Annotated in this window: 16 protein-coding genes and 1 riboswitch; of the genes, 9 read left to right on the top strand and 7 right to left on the bottom strand. The window is 70.3% G+C overall.

Going from position 1 to position 19,927, the window contains the following annotated elements:
* Positions 1–7: 7 nt before the first annotated feature.
* From ACH34Q_RS14090 to ACH34Q_RS14070, 5 genes are all read right to left on the bottom strand, one after another.
* On the bottom strand, positions 8–1,447 hold the full coding sequence (locus ACH34Q_RS14090; protein WP_395983319.1) for a hypothetical protein: 1,440 nt from the start codon (positions 1,445–1,447) through the stop codon (positions 8–10).
* A gap of 877 nt (positions 1,448–2,324) precedes the next feature.
* Positions 2,325–2,876, bottom strand: coding sequence for a pentapeptide repeat-containing protein (locus ACH34Q_RS14085; RefSeq protein ID WP_395983318.1), 552 nt, complete (start codon positions 2,874–2,876; stop codon positions 2,325–2,327).
* Positions 2,877–2,983: 107 nt separating this feature from the next.
* Positions 2,984–4,288, bottom strand: a complete 1,305-nt coding sequence (locus tag ACH34Q_RS14080; RefSeq protein WP_395983317.1) for a Hint domain-containing protein — start codon at positions 4,286–4,288, stop codon at positions 2,984–2,986.
* 410 nt (positions 4,289–4,698) lie between these two features.
* Positions 4,699–5,385: a hypothetical protein gene (locus ACH34Q_RS14075; protein ID WP_395983316.1), complete on the bottom strand. Its 687-nt coding sequence runs from the start codon at positions 5,383–5,385 to the stop codon at positions 4,699–4,701.
* Positions 5,386–5,440: 55 nt separating this feature from the next.
* Positions 5,441–6,295 carry a hypothetical protein gene (locus ACH34Q_RS14070; RefSeq protein ID WP_395983315.1) on the bottom strand — a complete coding sequence of 285 codons (855 nt, stop codon included), beginning with the start codon at positions 6,293–6,295 and terminating at the stop codon, positions 5,441–5,443.
* A gap of 216 nt (positions 6,296–6,511) precedes the next feature.
* Between ACH34Q_RS14070 and ACH34Q_RS14065 the strand changes: the two genes are divergently transcribed.
* The 7 genes from ACH34Q_RS14065 to ACH34Q_RS14035 all read left to right on the top strand — a co-directional run bounded on the left by ACH34Q_RS14065 (position 6,512) and on the right by ACH34Q_RS14035 (position 15,182).
* Positions 6,512–7,930 (top strand): polymorphic toxin-type HINT domain-containing protein, encoded by a 1,419-nt coding sequence (locus ACH34Q_RS14065; RefSeq protein ID WP_395983314.1) that lies wholly within the window; start codon positions 6,512–6,514, stop codon positions 7,928–7,930.
* Between the two features lie 15 nt (positions 7,931–7,945).
* Positions 7,946–8,416, top strand: coding sequence for a hypothetical protein (locus ACH34Q_RS14060; protein WP_395983313.1), 471 nt, complete (start codon positions 7,946–7,948; stop codon positions 8,414–8,416).
* Between the two features lie 90 nt (positions 8,417–8,506).
* Positions 8,507–8,989 (top strand): DUF4282 domain-containing protein, encoded by a 483-nt coding sequence (locus ACH34Q_RS14055; RefSeq protein WP_395983312.1) that lies wholly within the window; start codon positions 8,507–8,509, stop codon positions 8,987–8,989.
* A gap of 195 nt (positions 8,990–9,184) precedes the next feature.
* Positions 9,185–11,356: a serine/threonine-protein kinase gene (locus tag ACH34Q_RS14050; protein WP_395983311.1), complete on the top strand. Its 2,172-nt coding sequence runs from the start codon at positions 9,185–9,187 to the stop codon at positions 11,354–11,356.
* A gap of 51 nt (positions 11,357–11,407) precedes the next feature.
* Positions 11,408–12,556 (top strand): response regulator receiver protein, encoded by a 1,149-nt coding sequence (locus ACH34Q_RS14045; protein WP_395983310.1) that lies wholly within the window; start codon positions 11,408–11,410, stop codon positions 12,554–12,556.
* Positions 12,553–14,466 (top strand): AAA family ATPase, encoded by a 1,914-nt coding sequence (locus ACH34Q_RS14040; protein WP_395983309.1) that lies wholly within the window; start codon positions 12,553–12,555, stop codon positions 14,464–14,466. Before ACH34Q_RS14045 ends, ACH34Q_RS14040 begins: the two co-directional genes overlap by 4 nt.
* Positions 14,463–15,182, top strand: coding sequence for a 4Fe-4S single cluster domain-containing protein (locus ACH34Q_RS14035; RefSeq protein WP_395983308.1), 720 nt, complete (start codon positions 14,463–14,465; stop codon positions 15,180–15,182). The genes ACH34Q_RS14040 and ACH34Q_RS14035 overlap by 4 nt, the downstream gene beginning before the upstream one ends.
* Here the strand turns inward: ACH34Q_RS14035 and ACH34Q_RS14030 are convergent.
* Positions 15,119–15,934: a hypothetical protein gene (locus tag ACH34Q_RS14030; RefSeq protein ID WP_395983307.1), complete on the bottom strand. Its 816-nt coding sequence runs from the start codon at positions 15,932–15,934 to the stop codon at positions 15,119–15,121. The genes ACH34Q_RS14035 and ACH34Q_RS14030 overlap by 64 nt on opposite strands.
* Before the next feature lie 273 nt (positions 15,935–16,207).
* On the opposite strand from ACH34Q_RS14030, the gene ACH34Q_RS14025 reads away from it, so the two are divergent.
* Positions 16,208–16,579, top strand: coding sequence for an FHA domain-containing protein (locus ACH34Q_RS14025; RefSeq protein WP_395983306.1), 372 nt, complete (start codon positions 16,208–16,210; stop codon positions 16,577–16,579).
* Between the two features lie 120 nt (positions 16,580–16,699).
* Here ACH34Q_RS14025 and typA read toward each other — a convergent pair whose 3' ends face one another.
* Complete coding sequence (gene typA, locus ACH34Q_RS14020) at positions 16,700–18,553, bottom strand: translational GTPase TypA (RefSeq protein WP_395983305.1); 1,854 nt, start codon at positions 18,551–18,553, stop codon at positions 16,700–16,702.
* A 192-nt stretch (positions 18,554–18,745) separates the two neighbouring features.
* Positions 18,746–18,887: riboswitch (cyclic di-AMP (ydaO/yuaA leader) on the top strand.
* Positions 18,888–18,894: 7 nt separating this feature from the next.
* Between typA and ACH34Q_RS14015 the strand changes: the two genes are divergently transcribed.
* Positions 18,895–19,923, top strand: a complete 1,029-nt coding sequence (locus tag ACH34Q_RS14015; RefSeq protein ID WP_395983303.1) for an NlpC/P60 family protein — start codon at positions 18,895–18,897, stop codon at positions 19,921–19,923.
* Positions 19,924–19,927: the final 4 nt, after the last annotated feature.

Raw genomic sequence — 19,927 nt, 5'->3', positions numbered from 1 at the left:
TGCGGTTCTAGCGGTTCCGGAGCGGGCGGAACTCGATCGTGCCCGTACGGGTGGTCTCATCGGGGTCCGTCGGCGGCTGTTCCTCCGGCTCCGGAGGAGGGGCCGCTCGCCGGGACCCGTTCAGGGCCCCTTCCCGGCGGCCTTCGGGATCGTCCGGAGCGGGCGGGGCGTCCACCACACGTCCGCCCCGCGGCAGGGCGAAGTCCGTGGCCGGGGGCCCCGCCCGGGAAGGTCCGGCGGCGTCCCCGTCATCCGGGGTCTGGCGCCGGTCCGGCGGGGGAACCGGCTGCGGCGCGGTGGGGGGCGCCTCCGGCCCACCGAACGAGTGCGGCGGACCGGGAGCGGGCGGCGGCGTTCCCGGAGCCGGGGGCCGCGGGGGCGGGAGCGGGGGCGGGGAGGGAGCCACTGTTCGCTGCGGAGCCGTCACCGCGGGTGGGGCCGGTTGGGGCGGTTGGGGATGCGGGGCCGGTGGCCGCGGTGGTTCGGGCGTCGGAGCCGCCAAGGGCAGCGGTACCCGCTCCGGAGCCGGTACCGCCGGCGAAGGCGGCGTAGGTTGAGGACGGGTGGCCCCGGCCCGCACGGGTTCCGGCCCGGGAGCGGCGGAAGCGCCGACCGGCCCGGGAACGGGCCGGTCCTGCACTCGCGAGCAGAACGGGCAGATGGCCAGCGCGGTCGGTTCCTCGCACCATGGGCAGGGTGTGCAGTCGGCCGACTGCATCGCGAGATGGAGATCCCGCGGATGACCGCTGAAGGCGACGAACTCGGCGTACTTCTTGGCACCCCAGTACCGGGTGCTGAGCGGCTGGGCCGAGACGTAGGTGAGCGTGACCACACGAAGCTCCGGCTTGAGCCTGTCCTGCAGCCAGTTCACATCCCCGTGCTCGTGGGCGGCCAGCATCAGCACCGGGTCGAGCGGGCGATGGCCGATCTCGGGAACGGGCTTGGCCGCCGTCACCCGGTGCACCACCGGCTTGGGCACCGCCGCCACCATGAAGCCGCTGCCGGGCATCAGGGAGGCCATGTGCTGCCCGAGACCGGTCTGGACGTGCTCCAGCTTCGCGACGCTGCTGACCCACGCTCCCGTGTACAGGCGATCCGCCAGGACCTGGACGAGGCTGGCCAGAAGTCCAGGCCGTACGTGGGGGGCCATGAAGGCGAGTTGGTCGGCGATGAGGGAGAGGGCCAGCGGCGGGAGATCCAGCGGGATGGCGGCGATCCGGTCCGTCGACAGGAACGCGCGCGCCTGCCGTACCAGCCGCACGGCCGCCTGCGGGCGCCAGGCCGGATAGATGACCAGGACCGCGCCGTGCTGCTGCAACGCCCCTGCCGTCTGCTGGACGAAGGCGAGCGTCGCCTCGGGAGCCGCGGAGTCGGCGACGCGCCATGCCACCGGCTCCGGAATGATGCCCGTGCTGGGGAGCTCGCCCACGAGCACGACCGCGGTCATGCGATCTTCCGTGCCCTCTGGGGCATCACGAGCCGTTCCATGTTTCGTGACTCTCCGTTAAGTGTACGAACATGTGAGCGAGATGAATTTACATAAATCCAAAAAGACCCTAGCCGTGCGACCAACCATGATTCAAGAGGTTTGGGTGCCGTACGGGCGGCCTGGTAGCACCATGAGCGACATTTCCCCCTCCCCTGGCCATGCATCATAGTTGATCTCCGTGGCTCCGGACGGTGACGCTTGCCTCGATTGCCACCGTGACCTCCGTAATGATCACTCGCGCCAGGACACGGCCCGCGGAGACTCGGCCACGATCCGCCTCCCGGCGGAACGGTGGCGAGGTCGGATGAATTCTGGTCGACGAAAGCGTTACACAGTGCCGTCCGGCCGCCGTCCCGGTGCCCGCCCGCGGGGCACGAGTGGGTTCGTGCGGACACCCTCGCCCGCATCGCGGGCGAGGCCACTTTGCGACGCTCTCGCGCACCTTCACGCCCACCGCAATGCGCATTACCGATGGTCGGTATAGCGGCGGTCGGGCAATAGTCGATGAAGGCTCAACAATGGGGCCCCGTGGCCCTTGCCGTCGTGCCCGTTTCACACCGGCCACCCCTCAGGTGAAATCACCCCTTGAGACGCCGCCGCCGCCCGGATGGGACGACACTCACTCTCGATTGACCACATCAGGCCATGTGGGGCGGAGGCATGCCGCCAGCAGGCCTTCCACTCGAGCCTCGTTAGAGTGTCTGACCAGGCGAAACCCGCTGGTTGAGCAGCAACGGCCATCCTGGGGCGTGGCAGCCGCCGGACTTCCGGGGCCGAGTTGGTCGGCCTGCACTTGAAAAGTGTGCTAATGAGAATCGCCGGCCGGGCCGGACGTTCAGGCGATCTCGACTTCCGGGGCGCCGTGTCGCCTGAACCAGGCGGCCGCCTCGGGCCCGTCAAGGAGCCGGGGTTCCCGTTCGCCGACGTCGACGGGGCCGCAGACACGGCCGTGGGCGCCGTCCAGCCTCGCCGACCAGAGCCTGGCCTCGTCCAAGGACGTGACACCGCCTTCCTCGCCGAACGAGCAGGCACGCAGATCCGCCCCCCGGAGATCGGCCCGTGCCAGGAAGGCGCGATCCAGGCACGCGCCGCGCAGATCGGCCTCCCGCAACTCGGCGCGCGGGAACATCACCTTGGTGAGATCGGCGTCGGCGAAACGGGCCCGCTCGGCCAGGCACTGGGTCCCGTCGGCCTTCAGCAACCAGGCGCCGGACAGATCGGCGTCCGACAGATCCGCAGCATTGAGCAGGGCACGATTGAGATCGGCCCCGACCAGGCGCACTCCCCGCAGGCACCCACCGAACAGGTTCGCCGACCCCAGCACCAGCAACGTCAGATCGGCACCGGTGAAATCCAGATAAGCGCCATCGAGCGCCTCCGGAATCACCCGCGCACCCTCCGGGACGGCGTCCAGGTAGGCCTCCAGCGCCCGGCGAGCATCCGCGTCCACCGGCCACGCACGCACACCGTCCCTCGACACGACACGGTCCCGCGTCAGAAGAAGATCACCTTCCCCTGCCACTCCGGCTTCGAGGCCACCAGATCCCTGAGGTCCTGCAGGGCCTGGGGCGAGAGGTTCTTCGGATCGAGGATCACCTTCTCCACCGGGTTCTGGGCGAGCTCGTGGTTGATCGCCGAGATCGCCTCCTGGCGATCGTACCTGCCTCGCGCATTCGGAGGCATCGGCTGTCCCTTCTTCGGCCCGCCCTGGTAGATATCGGTAAACCCCTTGATATCCCAGTGCTGGCCGTTCGCGTCCACGAATTCCCCGGTGTCCTTGCCATTGATCTTAGGCGCCCGCTTGATGGGTCCGGGCAGGTCTCCCCGGCGTTCCAGCTCCAGGCCCACCTCGGCTTCCCGGATCTGCTGGGGGGTGACCTTGCCGACGTGCGACGGGTCCTGGCTGAGCTCGTCGATGCGCTGCTGGTACTCCGGCGTGCCCGGCTCGGGCGTTCCCGGCCCGGAACCGACGCCGCATGCTTCGCCGGGGATGGGAGTGGGGTCGTTGTGGACCAGCAGGTCCACGCCACCGGCGGTGGTGTAGTAGGTATGCGGACCGTCGACGGTGAGATTGTGGACCCGTCCGGTCCGGGTGTACTCGAGGGTGTCGACCACCAGCACCGAGCGTCCGTCAGGCGTGGCCGGCACGTCGCCGGGCATCAGGTCCCCGGCATCGGTCCAGCCTCCCGAGGGCAGCCAGAACGGGTGGTTGGTGGTGGCGGTGATCCGCGCGATCGGGCCACCGATCCACCCGTCGAGGTCGATGGTGAGCTCGACCAGGTGCTTCACGCCCTGCCCAGCGATCAGCGCGGTCACCGGGAACGGCCCGGCACGGCCTGTGCGGGGATCGGAGGCCCACACCAGATCACCGACCCCGACGGCTTCGATGGGTCTTCGTGATCCGTCGGCCATCAGCACCGGGGTGCCGGGTACGAAGCTGTTGCCGCCCTTGCGGTTCTTGCAGGCCTCGAGTGCGTCGTCGAGGCGGTCCTTGGCGTCCTTGCGGGCCTTGCGGGCCTTGTCCAGGCGGCGTTTGAGGTCCAGGAACCGGTCGATCAGTTTGATGACCTTGGGGATCGACTTGAGCAGCTTGCCGATCTTGCCCCAGGGGACCAGGCCGACCAGCGCCCACAGGCAGTCGACCAGGTTCGGTTCCTCGACACAGGCGATGATGTCGCCGGCCAGGAAGTCCAGTCCGATCTTGCCGATCTCGGCCAGCAGATCGAACTCGTCCCACTCGCCCTCGACGTCCTGCGCCTCCTGCTCAGCCGCCGCCAGCGCCTCCCTGGCCTCCCGCAACTCCCGCTCCTCAGGAGACTCCGACGCCGAAGCACTGGGCGAAGGACTCGAAGAGACCGGGGACGAGCCTGGGGAGGATGACGAGGCCGAGGGCGAAGAGCCAGGTGAACTTCCATCGCCCTCATCAGGGCCGCAGTCGTTCCCGCCGGCCGCCTGGCACACCGCGGCGCGGATGTTGGCCACCACCGTGTCGGGAAGTGCCACCACGGTGATCGCCGCGGCGATCGTCGCCACGAGCAGGATGCTGGCGACATAGGAGAGCGAACCCTCTCCGCGGTCCCCCATCCGCCTGAGCACTGGGCCACCCCCGGGTCAGTGAACGGCCGGAGCGGTCAGCCAACCAAAAGCGGGTTCACCGCACACGGGCCCCTGGGCCTAACCGGAGGCCCAAACAGAAATCACGTTCGCAGTCAGGCCGGTTCGAAAGACGCCGCGATCTGCTCGGCCTGGGCCGGAAGCGCCCCCTGCTTGGCCTCGATGTCAACGAAACAGAAACGGTCAGTGGCGATCGGCACCCGTACCGTCAGGCCGCTGACGTGCCCGGACCGCTTCTGTGACATGTAAGTGGCCTTGAATCCAGGTTTGCCCCCGACCGTCAGGTCGGTGATCCGTGAACCGGGCTTCAGTGCCTGCTGCTTGCGCTTGAGCTGATCCAGCGAGGCACCGACCGCGCCGCCCCGATCGCACCCCGCTTGGAGATGGGGAGCGAGGCCCGAGGAGACCGAGGTATCAATGGCGAAGAGGGTCCCCTGCTGGACCTGCCGTTCCATGAGACTCCTGATCAGCGGGCCGGTCTCGCCGTCAAGGCCGAACGATGTCCGGACGACGGGGGCGGAGTCCTTGAGTGGATCCACCTGCTTCCAGCCCGCCGGCAGCCGCAGCCTTACCCCGTTATCGGCGCCGCCGATGGCGCCCCCCTGACCTGATGGCGTTCCCTGCGGCGCAGGAGACGACGCGGCAGGCGGCTCGGGAGGGGCGGGCGAGGCTGTCGCCTTTTCCCGCCCGTCGCCTTCCGAGCGGCCGCAGCCGACGAGCAGCAGGAAAAAGGGAATGGTCATGCCAAGGACGCGTACGGTCGCCGTCGATGAACGCTTCATGGTCCCAGCCGGATCGGGTCGGCACATGCCGACGATGCGCCCGCACAGCATGCCATTATGCACCGACCTTGTGAATCTGGTTCGCGGGCGGGGCCTCGATGAGGACGGGTTCGCCCCATCGCGCATAGGTGATCGTCTGCGATCCCCGCAGTTCATCCGGAGTCACATGGTCGACCTGGAACTTGCGAGGGAGCCCTTTATCGTCTACCCACAACACCCATCCAACCTCTTTGAGGCCGGTTTTGGAAAGAGCCGCGAACGCTGGGTCCTTCCCGGCGAGTTTATTGGCCGGAGTCGCGCCCGAATAACGTTGCACCTGAACGCCGTCGAGCGTCTCCTTCGCCGGTTCCCCCTTGAAGGTGCCGTTCCGCACCAGCGCCAGGCCGGTGTCGGTGGACATCTGCGAAAGGGCGTTCTCGACCTGGTCGATGAGACCGGTCAGCAGCTTGGCGAACGGAGCGAGCTCGGGATTCTTCGCGTCCTGCCGGGTCAGTTGGACCCAGGGCTTTCCGGGGGCCTGCTCCTCGCCGTCCACCCGGGTGTAGATCACGCCGTTGAGCAGCACGGCCTCCGTGGTGCTCGGATCGGCCGGATCCCGATCCACGATCGTCAACTGGGCGCTCGGGGGCGTCAGTCCGGTCCGCAGCTGAGCGGTGATCTTCTCCTCGATCCGCTTGTTCCCCTCGGCGCTCGTCGTCGCGTGCTCGGCCCGTACACTGCCGGACGCCCGGACCTGGCGCGTGATCACCTCGACCAGAGCGGCCGGCTCTCCGGGAAGGGTGACGGCGGCGAGCCGCGCGGCGGGGACCGGCTGCGGCGTCGTCCGGACCGCCTTGGGCGGCTTCTCCGGGCCGGTCTCCCCGGTGCACGCCGCCGTCACGGCAAGGCTCAACGCGATCGCGACGGCCACCGAAAGACACCTCATGCCGCCGAAGCCTAAAGGGACAAGCGCGGACGAAGCGGTGCGCCCGCCGTTTTTGGGCCTCGATTGGGCCCTGGGACCCGTGCACGTCCGAGGATTCCCATTGTTAGCTCTCTAACCGGGGCATGAACGGGGAACAGGAGCGTGGGCGGCGTGCTCAGGCGACTCGGGGAGCGGGGAGAGGGAGCTTCCTCGTACCTTGCGGTGATCCTGCTGATCACGGCGGTCGCCGCGGCTGTGACGGTGGTCGCGGTCCCCGAGCAGGTCGTGGCCAAGATCCGCGCGGGTGTCTGCATGGTCGGCGGGGGCGAGGACTGCGGAGACGGCGGCCCAGGTGGGCCCGGCGCGAGCCCTTCCCCTTCCCCTTCCCCTTCCATGTCCACCTCGCCGTCCAGGAGTCCTTCGCCCAGTGCTTCGGCGTCGGAGTCTCCTGAGGAGCGGGAGTTGCGGGAGGCCAGGGAGGCGCTGGCGGCGGCCGAGCAGGAGGCGCAGGACGTCGAGGGCGAGTGGGACGAGTTCGATCTGCTGGCCGAGATCGGCAAGATCGGACTGGACTTCCTGGCCGGCGACATCATCGCCTGTGTCGAGGAACCGAACCTGGTCGACTGCCTGTGGGCGCTGGTCGGCCTGGTCCCCTGGGGCAAGATCGGCAAGCTGCTCAAGTCGATCCCCAAGGTCATCAAACTGATCGACCGGTTCCTGGACCTCAAACGCCGCCTGGACAAGGCCCGCAAGGCCCGCAAGGACGCCAAGGACCGCCTCGACGACGCACTCGAGGCGTGCGAGAAGAAGCGCAACAGCTTCGTGCCCGGCACCCGGGTGCTGATGGCCGACGGATCACGAAGACCCATCGAGGACGTCCAGGTGGGCGACTCGGTCTGGGCGACCGATCCGCGCACCGGGCGGGACGGCCCGCAACCGGTCACCGCCCTGATCACAGGTACCGGTCTCACCCGGCTGGTCGATCTCACCATCGACCTGGACGGCCAGGTCGGCGGACCCACGACGGTGGTCACCGCCACCGCGGAGCACCCGTTCTGGGTGAGTGGCACCGGCGACTGGATCAGGTCCGGCGCCCTGGTGTTCGGCGACCGGCTCGCCACCCCCGGCGGCCGCGAGGCGATGGTCGTCGCCACGCACGAGCGGGTCCGGCGTCAGCGCGTACACAACCTCACCGTCGCCGGCCCGCACACGTACCACGTCGTCGCCGCCGATCGGGGCGTGCTCGTCCACAACGACCCGGTGGACCCGCCGGGTGAGAGCTGCGACGCCGATGGCCCGGAACCGTCCGCCAGCCCGTCGGCCTCCCCCACCGCCCCGGGCAAGGGCCAGCCGGACCCGGCGAGCCAGGCCGGCGACGTGGACCTGATCGCGGACAAGCTCGCCCTGCACGCCAATCACCGCAGCATCCCGGGGGTACCGGACGAGGAACTGGCCGAATATCTGGAAGGCATCATGCGCGGCACACCGGGCATCAAGATGCGGCCGTCGCCATCGGGCACGCCTCGCTGGGCGTGGTGGGACTCGAACACCGGGACAATGGTCATCCGTGAGGGGAACGACGGGACCTTCATGCAGCCCGACCGTGGTTACCAGTACTTCCTGGACCAGATCAACGAGTGATGGGGGCGCACCGGCATGGCGGGCACACCGGCGACGGACTCCACCTGGGAACGGCTCACCGCGGCACAACTCGCCACGGTGGCCACCGTGGACGAGGAGCGGCTGGCGCTGGAACGCTCGCGGCTGCCCGCCGCGACGGCGCAACGACTCGATGGGCCGATCTACTCCGTCCGGTCCAGGTTCCTGTTCTGGGAACGCCTCGTGACGCTGATGGAGAACGACTGGGCGCCCGACGGCCGCTACGTCGTGGACGAATACATCAATGATCTCGAGTCGAGGGACCGGATCGACGACGTCCTGGAATCCCGTCCCGTGCTGGCCACAGGCCTCCTCACGGAACTCCTCGCCCATCTCGACCGGCGATTCCTGGTACGGACTGTGCCCGACGACGGCGCGGCGCTACGCCCTTACACGAAGGCCCTGCGAGAGGGTGCGCAGCTAAGCGAGCGCTGGTATCGCCGTCCCGACACGATCCCGTGGCTCTGATGGCGGGACGCCGCCGCGCGTGCGGAGCGTACGGGAAGACGGCACGCTCTAGAGTCGGGACAGCAGCCTCGTTCTAGTCGGGAGTCGGCGATGACGAACCCTTCGGACCAGCCCCATCGACAGGCGCCCGGGCCCTACGGCCCGCCTCCGCAGAACACCGGGCCGGTGCCCGGGCCGCGGTACCAAGGGCCGGGAACGGGACCGCAGCAGCAGGTGGGAACGCCGCCGCAGGGTCAGCCTCAACAGCGGGAGTGGGTGCCGCCGGAGCGGACGGACAAGGGGTTGCTGGGGGCGTTGTTCGACGCCAACTTCAACTACCTGGTCACACCGAAGCTGATCAAGCTGTTCTACATCCTGTCGCTGATGCTCATCAGCCTGTCCGCGCTGATGGTGGTGGCGATCGGCATCTGGGTCGCGCAGTTGCGCGACGGGTGGCTACTCGGCCTGCTCATCATCTTCGCGGCCCCGTTCATCTGGGTGTTCGAGCTGCTCATGGTGCGGATCTTCATGGAGGCCGTGGTGGTGCGGTTCAAGGCGGCGGAGCATCTGCGGGTGATCAAGGACAAGATCTGAGGGGGCGCGTTAGGCTCGCGTGGAGGCGCGCGTGACATAGACGGGGCAACGTAAGTGGGCGACTTCGAGGAGCCGGGAGACGGGGCTCGGCCGCGTGCGACACGGCGGGATCCAGGGGTGACCCATCGCGATCCTGCCGTTCCGGGGCCGCGGCCTGGGGAGACTCGGCGGGACGGTGGGACGGCCGGGGGGCCGTTGCTGCGGCTGCCCGAGGAGCTGGCGCGGAGGTTCGAGGTCGTGGCGGAGCTCCCGGTGCAGGGGGCCGAGTCGGATCTGCTGCTCGTACGGGACGCGCGCGGCGAGTTCGTGGTGAAGCTGTTCCGGCGGGGTTACCACGCCGACCGGGAGGTCTGGGCGAAGCTGCCGGTGCTGGATACGCCGCATGTGGTGCGGATCCTGGAGACCGGGCAGGCCGAGGGCCGCGATTATGAGGTCTCGGAGTACGCGCCGGACGGGAATCTGCGGGCGCTGATGGGCGGCCCGCTGCCGGAGGCGGCGATCCGGAAGGTCGTGGAGCAGCTGGCGGGCGGGGTGCGCGCCCTGCACGGGGTGGGGATCGTGCATCGCGATCTGAAGCCGGAGAACGTGCTGGTGCTCGGGGCCGATCCGCTGCGGCTGGCGATCGCGGACTTCGGGTTGAGCAAGGTCCTCGATCAGAGCATGGTGTTCGCGTCGTCGTCGCGGACGCTGGCGTACGCGGCGCCGGAGTCGCTGTCGGGGCAGGTGTCGCCGGCGCGCGACTGGTGGTCGCTCGGGATGATCGTCCGGGAGCTGGTGACCGGGCGGGCGCCGTTCCTGGGGCTGAGCGAGACGGCGGTCGTCGATCACCTGGCCACGCGGGCGGTGCCCGCCGATGATGTGGACGATCCGCGGCTGCGGTTGCTGTGCCGGGGGCTGCTCGTACGGGATCCGCGCAAGCGGTGGGGCGGGGAGCAGGTCGCCCTGTGGTTGCGGGGCGAGGTGCCGGAGGTCGTCGATGAGACGCCTCAGGGTGTGGGTGTTCCTTTCGATGGGCGGCGTTACGACGAGCGGGGCGAGCTGGCGCGCGCGCTGGTGGGCAAGTGGGATTTCGCCGCCTCTTACTTCTTTGGCAGGGGCGAGGCAGGGGAGGCGTGGCGCTCGCTGCGGGAGTGGCTCAACGGGCTGCCCGACGACAGCCGGATCGGGTTGATCGACGGGTATCTCACGACGGATCTGCCGCCCGACGTGAAGCTGCTGCATCTGGTGCGGTGGCTCGATCCGGGACTGCCGCCGCACTATCTGGGGTGGCGGCTGGCGGCGGAGGATCTGCCGCGGCTCGCCCAGGCGGCCGGTGATCCCCTGCATTCCGATCACCGGATGGCGTGCCTGGTGGGCCAGGAGCTTTGGGACCGGCATCTGCTGAGGGTTCTGGCGGGCTTCGAGGGCGGGCGTGAGCTGGCGTCGATCGATGACCGCTGGCGGGCCCATGTGGGGGCGTGGAACGAGCTGGCCGGGTGGCTGCGGAGCCAGACGCCGTCGACGCGGCTGAACGACGATTCCGCCGTGCTGCTGACGCTGCTGGCCCTCGCGGCCCGGCCGGGCGAGATGCAGGAGCGGATCGCGGCGGCGGCCGGGCGGGCGCGGGCGTCCGTACCGGAGCCGGTCGCCTGGTTCGACTGGATGGCGGACGGGGCGGGCGACGATCCGCTGCGGCTGCTCGCCGTGGCGAGGGCGGCTCCGGAGGCGGCGCTGGAGGTCGAGGCCCGGGTACGGGAGCGGCGTGCGGCCGAGCAGCGTTCCGGCGAGCTGAAGGGCCGGTGGGCGGAACGGGAGCGGCTGCGGCTGGCCGGGCAGAAGGCCGCGATGGGCCGGGCGGTGGCGTGGTCGCTTCCGCTGGTCCTGCCCTGGTTGCTGGGGAGCTGGGTCCTCGGGGTCGTGCTGGGGGGCGAGGACGAGGACGGGATCGTCTCGCAAGGGGGCTTCCAGGGGTCGTCCGGTGTGCCGTTCGGGGCCCTGGTGGTGTTCTCCTTGCTGGCTTGGGCGGTTCAGTGCGGCAGCGAGGTGATGCTGGCGCGCGCGCAGGGGCGGGACTATCTGCAGTACGGGCCGTGGTCGTCGCTGTCACGCTTCTTGGGCGCGGGTGGCCGCGGGCTGGCCAAGGCATCGCAGACGATGTCCGGGGCGGCCCAGCGGACCGGCCGGCGTGGCTGCGGCCTGCTGTTGCTGGCCGGTACGGTGCCGCTGTTGCTCATCCTGCTGCTGATGGGGGCGATCAGCCCGTTCGCGACCCCGCTGTGGGTGCTGGTGATGGTGGCCGGCGCGGCCGCGCACGCGGTGGCCGCGGGCATGCGGCTGCATCGCTGGCGGCAGACGCACGGGGACGCGGAGCGGAAGGCTCTCAGTTGACAGGGGTGGCACGGGCTTGAGCAGGGGTGGCATGGGCTTGACAGGGGTGGCATGAGCAGCGGAGTCGAGGCCGATATCGCGCTGGACGCGGCGGTCGTCCTCAGCCTGGGGATGAACCGCGTGCTCGGGCGGACGGCGGGGCTGGCCGGACGGGGCGCCGAGGCGCTGGCCGCGCTGGCGGCGGGCCGGGCCGAGGCTCGGGCGGCGGCACTGGCCGAGGCCGAGTCGTACGACCAGGCGCTGCGCCAGGTCCTGGAGCGCAATGCCCGCATCGAGGCGCTGGCCGAGACCCGCGAGAAGCTGGATGCCGAGGTCGCGCTGCCGGAGCCGCTGCGGCCCGAGGAGCAGCCGATCGAGGAGCTGACGGCCTGGTGCGCGGCGACCGACCAGGCTCTGGACGGCGCCGAACGGCGGCTGTCGGAGCGGCTGGCGGCCCAGGTCGCGGCCGAGATCTTCGCCGTTCCGGGAGGGGCGGAGGGGCTGCGCGCCGATCTGGGGGCGCCGGCACCCGAGCCCACAGAGAACGAGACGTACGCGAACGAGACGTACCGGACGCTCGAACGGGTGCTGGCGCGCCTGCTGCCGGACGCCACCGCCGATGACCGGACGGCGGTCGCGGAGGCCGCGCGGCTGCTGGCGGGCATCGGATCGCCCGAGGAGGCGGAGGGCGTCATCACCGAGGTACGGCTGCGTGTCGGTGAGGCGAACCGCCGTACCGAGGAGCTGCGCGCGCGGGAACGGCGGCGGGCCGCCGAGCGCGACGCCGCCGAGCAGGCCGAGGCCGAGCGGCAGTACGTGCTGGGCTCCATCACCTCCGCGTTCGAGGAGATGGGGTACGAGGTACAGGACGGCTTCGAGACCCTGACCGCGGGCGAGGAAGGCGCGGTCGTGCTGTCGCGCGGATCGTGGCCCGACCACAGCGTCCGGCTGCGGGTCGATGACGCAGCGCAGGTCAGGGCCGCGATGGTACGGACGGCGCCCGCGCGCAGCGAGGACGACCGGCGGCTGGACGTCGAGCGCGAGCGGGAGTGGTGCGAGGCGTTCGAGGCCGCCAGGGAGCGGCTGGGCGAGGCCGGAGTCCGTTCCGAGGTCACCTGGCGGCTCGCCCCGGGGGTCCGCGAACTGCCGGTCTCGGACGGGGCACGGCAGACTGGGACGCGATCCGCCCAACGCGAGCGCAGCCGGGAGCGTGAGAAGTGAGTATCGAGTCGCCGACTCTTGGGGGGCGCCTGCCCGGATGGCCCCCCTTCATCCGGGAGCTGGACGCGACGCTCTCGGTGCATTCGCAGTACGTGCTGTCGGGCAACCTGTACGACAGCTTCCTGGCGCCGCCTCTGGACGGGGCCGGGCCGGCGCGGCTGCTCACGCTGCGCGATCTGCTGTGGGAGTCGCTGCGTTCCAGCGGGTCCTCCTGCATGGTGGTGTACGACCCGGTGGACGGGTTGCAGGTCCATCCCGACACCGGGGACGAGATCTCCGAGGAGGCCGGGCGGGCGGCCGACCGGCTGCTGGGCAAGCGCAAGGACGGCAAGCCGTCGCTGGAGGCGCTGACCGGCCATCTGGCCTCGGTCGCGCGGCCGTCGGACAACCTGCGCGCCGCGTTCGTGATCGACTCGGCGTCCAGGATCGCCCGTACGCCGACGGACCTGGAGCCGGCCGAGCGGGACTTCTTCCGCTTCTGCGCCAAGCTGTCGCGGTCCGCGCGTCCCGTACGCGTGGTCGGGGCTCGGCCCAAGCCGCTCTACAACCCGATCATCTGGCTGGTCGAGCGGCCCGGCGACCTGCCGCCCTGGCTGACCGCCGACAACGAGACGATCCGGGAGATCACCATCCCGCGGCCGCATCTGGGCGACCGGCAGGAGACGGCCCGGCTGCTGGCCCGCGCGTTCGGGGTGAGCGACGTGGGCGGCGACGAGATCGCGGCGGCGGCGTGCGACGCGTTCGCCGAGCAGGCCGACGGGCTCACCCTGCAGTCGATGATCGAGGTGACCCGGCTGGCCAAGGAGCGCAACGTCGATCTGGCCGATCTGCCGGACGCGGTGCGCACGTACAAGCTGGGCGTGCTCGACAACCCGTGGAGCCGCGGCCATCTGCGGCGGCGGGTGCTGGAGGGCGAGCGCAAGGTCCCCGAACGGGTGATCGGGCAGCCGCAGGCGGTGACCAAGACCCTCGACATCCTCAAGCGGGCGGTGCTGGGGCTGTCGGGCGCGCAGGCGACCCGGTCCGGCAGCCGGCCGCGCGGCGTGCTGTTCTTCGCCGGGCCGACCGGCACCGGCAAGACCGAGCTGGCCAAGGCGATCACCGAGCTGGTGTTCGGCGACGAGTCGGCCTACCTGCGGTTCGACATGAGCGAGTTCTCCGGCGAGGGGTCCGGCGACCGGCTGATCGGGTCCCCGCCCGGGTACGTGGGGCACGAGGCGGGCGGCGAGCTGACCAACGCGGTGCGCGAGGACCCGTTCCGGGTGATGCTGTTCGACGAGATCGAGAAGGCCCATCCGCGGATCCTGGACAAGTTCCTCCAGATCCTGGAGGACGGCCGGCTGACCGACGGCCGGGGCAACACCGTGCACTTCTCCGAGTCGATCCTGATCTTCACCTCGAACCTGGGGATGTACGTGCAGGGCCGCGACATCACGGCCCGTTCCGACGTGGCCTCGCCGCCCGCGCCGCGGATCCAGAACATCACGCCCGGGATGACGTACGAGGAGGTCGAGCACCGGATCAAGGGGGCGGTGGCCGGCCACTTCAACGAGGTGCTCAACCGGCCCGAGCTGCTCAACCGGTTCGGCGACAACATCGTGGTCTTCGACTTCATCGGCGCCGAGGCGGCCAACAAGATCTTCGATCTGCAGTTCGCCAACATCTGCCGCCGGGTCACCGAGGAGCACCGGCTCGGCCTGGCGGTCAAGGGCGAGGCCCTCGGCACGCTGCGTGAATGGTGCACGACCGAGCTGGACAAGGGCGGCCGGGGCATCGGGATGGCGCTGGAGTCGTGCTTCGTGAACCCGCTGGCCCGCGCGATGTTCGACCGCGAGCTCGTACCGGACGACCGGATCACCGTGACCGGCATCCGGCGCGAGGGCGGCATCGTTCATCTGGACCTGCAGTGACCGGGCTGCTGCTCGCCAAGGCCCACTATCCGGTGACCACTCTCGGCCCCGGGATCCGCGCGGGCATCTGGACACAGGGCTGCACGCTGGCCTGCGACGGCTGCCTGTCCCGCGACACCTGGGACGCGGATCCGGCCAAGGAGGTACCGGTCGAAACCGTGCTCGGATGGCTGGCCAGCCTGCCCGGGCCGGTGGAGGGCGTGACGATCTCCGGCGGCGAACCGTTCCAGCAGCCCGCGGCGCTGGCGGCGCTCGTCGGTGGTATCCGCAGGTGGCGGGACGAGTCACACCATGAGACGATTCCATTGGACATAATGGTCTACAGCGGATATGCCTATTCCCGGCTCTCGCGCTCCGCCGAGGCGCGCGAGATCCTGGAGTCGTGTGACGCCGTCATCACCGGGCCGTACGTCGATCGGCAGAACCCGGGGGGGCGACACGCCCAGAGTGGCTCTCTACTCTGGAGGGGGTCGGCCAACCAGCGCGTCGTACCGCTGTCCCCGCTGGGGGAAGCACGGTACGGAGCCCTGAACGGCGTCGGCCGGATCAACGAAGAACAGGATGCAGGGCCCCGAGTCCAGGTGTCCGTGGACGAAGGGCCGGAGGGAAGGCGGGTGTACTACATCGGGATCCCGCGGAGAGGTGACATGGATCACCTCAGGTCAACGCTGGAGCGCGCTGGGGTACGAGCGGGGGATGTGTCATGGCGACCTTGAATTGCCCGGTCTGTGATGAGCCTTTCCAGCAGGGCGATCTGCTCTGCCTGAGCTGTGGGGCCAATCTCGCGCGCGCCGGGGGCGGCCGCCGGCAGGGTCCGGCGTACGACGACCAGCAGCCCCCGCGGATTCCACCGCCTCCCGGCCCCCAGCAGGGGTACGGGCAGCAGCCCTATGGGCAGGACCCGTACGGCCAGGGCCAAGGCCAGGCGCCGGGTCAGGGCCAGGGGCAGGGGCAGGACCCCTACGGCCAGAGCCCGCAGCACCAGCCGCCGGCCCCTCACCAGCAGGGCCAGCACCAGCCGCAGGGCCAGCAGCAACCGCCTTATGGGGAGTCCCCGTACGGTGGCGGCGACGCCCAGTTCGGCAACTCCCCCTACCAGAAGGGCCAGCAGCAGGGCCAGCCGCAGCAGCAGAGCCCGCAGCAGCCTGGGCAGCCCGTTCCCGGTCCGCCGCAGCCTCAGCAGGGCGGCCAGCACGAGCAGTACGGCCCGCCCCAGCCGCAGTACGGCGAGCCTCAGCAGCAGGGCCCGCCCCCTGTCCCGAACGACCCGTGGGGCGCGCCCCAGCAGGGTCAGCAAGGACAGCAGCAGGGCCAGGGCCAGCCGCCTCAGGACCAGAACCAGTGGGGTGCTCCCCCGCCGCCGTCCCCCGACCAGTGGGGTCCGCCCCCGCAGCAGCAGGGACAGCAGGGCGGCCAGCACCAGGCGGCGCCCCAGCAGCATCAGGGCGGCCAGCACGGTCAGCCGCAACAGGACCAGTGGGGCGCTCCCCAGCCGCCTTCACCTGACCAGTGGGGCCCGCCCCAGCAGCAGGGCGGCCAGCATGCCCCGGCCGACCCGTACGCGCCGTCCCCGCAGCACCAGTCACCGCAGCACCAGGCCCCGCAGCACCAGTCACCTCAGCAAGGAGGCCTCCAGCCTCCGCCGCACGGGCGCGAGGCGACGCTGCTGCCGCAGGACCAGCAGCAGGGGCCGCCCCGTCCGGGCGGCGACACGGCGTTCATGTGCCCCTACTGCGAGGCGGTGCTGTCCAACCCGGGCGCCGCGCAGTGCGACTCCTGCCTGCGGCCCCTGCCGCAGCAGGGCACGCCCGTACTGCGGATGCAGTTCCCCTCGGGCGAGCTCAAGGTCTCGGTCGGCCAGCACCTGGTGCTGGGCCGCGACGCCGGCCAGTCGCCGGTGGCGGGCTCGTTCACGCAGTACGACAACGTGTCACGGCGCCACTCGACCGTGTGGCTGGACCCGTCCGGTACGGCCTGGGTCCGGGACGAGGGTTCCACCAACGGGACGTTCGTCAACGGCGAGCGCCTCCCGCGCGGTGTGGAGGCCCCCCTCCGCGACGGCGACCAGCTCCGCCTGGCCGCCGACGTGACCGGGACCATACAGCTGAAGTAGCGAATGAACGCGTGAGTGAACGACTGAGGGCCGCTCCGATCGGGGCGGCCCTCAGTCGTTCGTCCTCAGTCTTGCGCCATCAGGCATTCGTCACCAGGGCTCAAGAGCCCGGGAAGCCCCTTAGCCGGCTCGCTTGGCGCGGGCGCGGGTGCGCTCGCGCTCCTTGGAGTCCAGGACGACCTTGCGGAGCCGTACGGCGGTCGGGGTGACCTCGACGCACTCGTCCTCGCGGACGAACTCCAGGGCCTCCTCCAGCGTCAGCAGGCGCGGCGGGGTCAGCGTCTCGGTGGTCTCGGCCGTGGAGGAGCGGATGTTGGTCTTCTGCTTCTCCTTGCAGATGTTCACGTCCATGTCGTCGGCGCGGGAGTTCTCCCCGACGATCATGCCCTGGTACACCTGCGTGGTCGGGCCGACGAAGAAGGTGCCGCGCTCCTGCAGGTTGGTGATCGCGTACGCGGTGGCGGCGCCGGTGCGGTCGGCGACCAGGGAACCGGACGGCCGGGTGCGCAGCTCGCCGAACCAGGGCTCGTAGCTCTCGAAGACGTGGTGCGCCATGCCGGTGCCGCGGGTCTCGGTGAGGAACTCGGTACGGAACCCGATCAGCCCGCGGGCCGGGACCAGGAACTCCATCCGGATCCAGCCGGTGCCGTGGTTGGTCATGTGCTCCATCCGGCCCTTGCGGACCGCCATGAGCTGGGTGACCGCGCCGAGGTGCTCCTCGGGGATGTCGATGGTGAGGCGCTCGACGGGCTCGTGCTTCTTGCCGTCGATCTCGCGGGCGACGACCTGCGGCTTGCCGACGGTCAGCTCGTAGCCCTCGCGGCGCATGTTCTCGACCAGGATGGCGAGGGCGAGCTCGCCTCGGCCCTGCACCTCCCAGGTGTCGGGGCGCTCGGTGGGCAGCACGCGGATCGAGACGTTGCCGACCAGTTCGCGCTCCAGCCGGTCCTTGACCAGCCGGGCGGTGACCTTGGTGCCCTTCTCGCGGCCGGACAGCGGGCTGGTGTTGGTGCCCACGGTCATCGAGATGGCCGGCTCGTCCACGGTGATCAGCGGCAGCGGGCGCGGGTCGTCGGGGTCGGCGAGGGTCTCGCCGATGGTGATCTCCGGGATGCCGGCCAGCGCGATGATGTCGCCGGGGCCGGCCGCCTCCGCGGGCTTGCGGGTGAGCGCCTCGGTCATCATCAGCTCGCTGATGCGGACCCGCTCGATGGTGCCGTCCCGCTTGCACCAGGCGACCTGCTGGCCCTTCTTGATGATCCCCGAGTGCACCCGGCACAGCGCGATCCGGCCCAGGTAGCTGGAGGCGTCCAGGTTGGTGACGTGCGCCTGGAGCGGGGCGTCCGGGTCGTACGCGGGGGCCGGGATGGTGTTCTTGATCACCTCGAACAGCGGCTCGAGGTCCTCGCTGTCGGGCATCTCGCCGTTGCCGGGCTTGGCGAGCGAGGCGCGGCCGGCGCGGCCGGAGGCGTAGACGATCGGGAAGTCGATCTGCTCCTCTTCGGCCTCGAGGTCCATGAAGAGCTCGTACGTCTCGTCCACGACCTCGTCGATCCGGGCGTCCGGGCGGTCGGTCTTGTTGACGACCAGGATCACCGGCAGCCGGGCGGTCAGCGCTTTGCGCAGCACGAACCGGGTCTGCGGCAGCGGGCCCTCGCTGGCGTCCACCAGCAGGACGACGCCGTCGACCATGGACAGCCCGCGCTCGACCTCGCCACCGAAGTCGGCGTGGCCGGGGGTGTCGATGATGTTGATCGTCATCCCGGCGTGCCGGACGGCGGTGTTCTTGGCCAGGATCGTGATGCCCTTCTCACGCTCCAGATCGCCGGAGTCCATGACGCGGTCGTCCACGTCCTGGTTTTCGCGGAACGCCCCGGACTGCCAGAGCATGGCGTCGACGAGCGTCGTCTTCCCGTGGTCGACGTGGGCGACGATGGCGACGTTCCGGAGGTCGTCTCGCGTGGAGATGGGCATGCGGTCTCGCCTTGGGGTGAGAGTGTGGGGTTCGCCGCAGAGGTGCGACCGTCCTTATTCTACTTGGCCGAACGCCTCCCCCCGACGGGACGGCCGTCACAGCTGCCACAAATATGGCTATTTGGCCAACTTTGCCCGTTGTTTGTAGTCTCCCCACATCCGGTCGTTCGCAGTCCCGCCCCCCGGGACGACGTCCGGACACCGCCGAATCCCCCACGGGGAACCGGGGACCCAGGCCTCCTGGGGTGAATCGGCGCACATTCGGTGTGCGCCGTAGGGCGTCTCCTGGCCCGAACCCGTCAGCTAACCCGGTAGGCGGCTTAGGAGAGGAGTTCACCGGTTTGACACCGGCCACTGAACGGCGCGGCTTCGCCGTGCCCGCCCTCACCGCTGCCACGATCGTCGCCATCGGCGCCTTCGCCCCCATCGCCGCCCAGGCCGCCACACAGCCGGCCCACGCGCCCGCGTCCGGTACGGCCGTACGGGCCGCCGCGGCCAATCCCCCGAAGCCGACCGAGAGCGAGCTGCGCAAGCAGCTGGACGCCCTCAACACCGAGGCCGAGAAGCTGACCGAGGCGTATAACAAGACCCGGGTGGACATGCGCGCGGCCCAGAAGGCCGAGCGGACCGCCGCCCAGACCGCCGCCACGCTGGAGGCCCAGGTCGCTCCCGCCCGCGCTGAGCTGGGACGGCTCGCCGCCGCCAACTACATGGCCGGCGGCGACGACATGCTGTACGGGGCGGGCGACACCAACGGACTGTCCGCCTCGGCCTACCTGACCCAGAGCCGGGCCGCGACCGTGAACCGGCTCCAGGCGCAGATCGACCAGGCGAACCAGGCGCAGGTCGCCGCAAAGGCCAAGACCGCGCAGGTCCAGCGGGCCGCCACCCAGGCCGAGACCGCCCGCCAGGCGGCCAAGTCCAAGGTCGGCGAGGTCACCCGCCGGCTGGACAAGCTGACCACCACAAAGGTCAAGGACCCCAAGTCCGGGCTCACCGCGTCCGTGAAGGGTTCCGGCCTGCCCGCCAAGATGGCGCGCAAGGCGCTCACCAAGATCGGCAGCCCGTACGTGTGGGCCGCCGCGGGCCCCAGCAGCTTCGACTGCTCGGGACTGGTCGTCTGGGCGTACGACAAGGTCGGCAAGGGCGGGCTGCCCCACTACACCGGTGCCCTCTACGAGCAGGGCAGCAAGGTCGGAAAGGGCGCGCTGCGCTCCGGCGACCTCGTCTACTTCGGCGGCAGCCTGCACCACATGGGCATCTACCTGAGCGACGGCAAGTACCTGCACGCTCCGCAGACCGGCGATGTGGTGAAGATCTCAAAGATGTCCGACCGCTCCGACTACGCCGGCGCCAACCGGATCTCCTGAGCCG

Source organism: Actinomadura sp. 9N407, assembly GCF_044326315.1.
Classification (GTDB): domain Bacteria; phylum Actinomycetota; class Actinomycetes; order Streptosporangiales; family Streptosporangiaceae; genus Spirillospora.
This window is presented reverse-complemented; position numbering and strand designations above follow the sequence as displayed.

Coding starts and splice junctions, on each gene's coding strand:
- ACH34Q_RS14090 (WP_395983319.1), bottom strand. CDS start 1,447: ATGACCGCGGTCGTGCTCGTGGGCGAGCTCCCCAGCACGGGCATCATT.
- ACH34Q_RS14075 (WP_395983316.1), bottom strand. CDS start 5,385: ATGAAGCGTTCATCGACGGCGACCGTACGCGTCCTTGGCATGACCATT.
- ACH34Q_RS14060 (WP_395983313.1), top strand. CDS start 7,946: ATGGCGGGCACACCGGCGACGGACTCCACCTGGGAACGGCTCACCGCG.
- ACH34Q_RS14055 (WP_395983312.1), top strand. CDS start 8,507: ATGACGAACCCTTCGGACCAGCCCCATCGACAGGCGCCCGGGCCCTAC.
- ACH34Q_RS14045 (WP_395983310.1), top strand. CDS start 11,408: ATGAGCAGCGGAGTCGAGGCCGATATCGCGCTGGACGCGGCGGTCGTC.
- typA (WP_395983305.1), bottom strand. CDS start 18,553: ATGCCCATCTCCACGCGAGACGACCTCCGGAACGTCGCCATCGTCGCC.